Source organism: Micromonospora chalcea (assembly GCF_002926165.1).
Classification (GTDB): Bacteria; Actinomycetota; Actinomycetes; order Mycobacteriales; family Micromonosporaceae; genus Micromonospora; species Micromonospora chalcea.
The window spans coordinates 1-1,083 of sequence record NZ_MAGP01000088.1 but is presented as its reverse complement, the minus strand read 5'-3'; the positions used below and the strand labels follow the sequence as shown (position 1 = coordinate 1,083).

The following is a 1,083-nucleotide window of genomic DNA, read 5'->3' as shown; positions in this document are numbered from 1 at the left end:
CTCCCTCCCCTCAGCGCGTCGATCTTGCAGTTGCGGCCCCTCGCCTGCCCCTTTTGCGAGCTTGGCCCGGGCCACAACTCCATGATCGACAGCGCCCACCCCCAAGCCGCCCGTCGGAGCGTGCACCCCCGACCCGAAACCGGCGGTGATCAAGGAGTTCGTGTGGACGTCGCCCTCGAAAAAGGACACAAACTCCTTGATCAACGGGGTGGGGGTGGCCTCTCGCGATCGAGGAGTTCGGGTCCATCCACGCCGACGCCAGCACGAACTCCTTGATCCCCGAGTCGCGGGAGATCTTGGAAGGAAAGTGCCCCCATGACGGCCGAAATCTTCCAAGATCTCGGGCGCGCCCCGGTGATCAAGGAGTTTGTGTCCTCGCAGACGTCTTCTGGTGACACAAACTCCTTGATCAACGGGGTGGGGCGGGGCGGACGGCGGGACGGGGCGGAGGAGGACGGCGGACGGGTCGGGGCATATTGGGGTGAAATGGGGGTAACGGGCCGCCGGAGGTGGCGCATGGTGGCGATGGGGCAGACCGCGCTCTCGGGTGAGCGGCTCCGGCAGACCGATGAGTTTCTCGCCGAGGCGTGGGCCGACCTGGTCCGGCACGACGAGCGGCTACGCGGGACGACCGTCGAGGTGCGCTTCGACCGGGGGGTGGCGCACCTGACCGGCGCGGTCGCCGACCCGGCGCAGTTGCGGCTGGTACGGGAGTTGATCGGCCGGCTGTCGGGCGTACTCGGGGTCTGGTGCCGGGTCGCCGTGGGCGGGCGGGCGCCGGTGGTGGTCGACCTGGGCTGCGGCGCGACCAAGCAGTGGCCGGGCAACCTGGGGCTGGACATCTATCCGGCGCCGGGGGTGAACGCCGTCGCCAATCTCGCCGGCTCGCTGCCGCTGCGCGACGCCTCGGTGGACGTGTTCTTCGCGGTGCACATCGTCGAGCACCTGATCGACTTCCTGCCGCTGTTCGACGAGTGCCACCGGGTGCTGCGGCCCGGCGGTGTGCTCCACGTGATGAGCCCCTGGTGGCGGCACGTCAACGCGGTGGCCGACCCGACCCACGTACGCCTGCTGGACGTGCAG

1 protein-coding gene is annotated in these 1,083 nt (G+C 69.3%); it reads left to right on the top strand.

The annotated features are described in order from the left end of the window. Positions 1-516: 516 nt before the first annotated feature. On the top strand, positions 517-1,083 hold a 567-nt coding region (locus tag BAW75_RS09065; protein WP_104113257.1), incomplete at its 3' end, for a BON domain-containing class I SAM-dependent methyltransferase.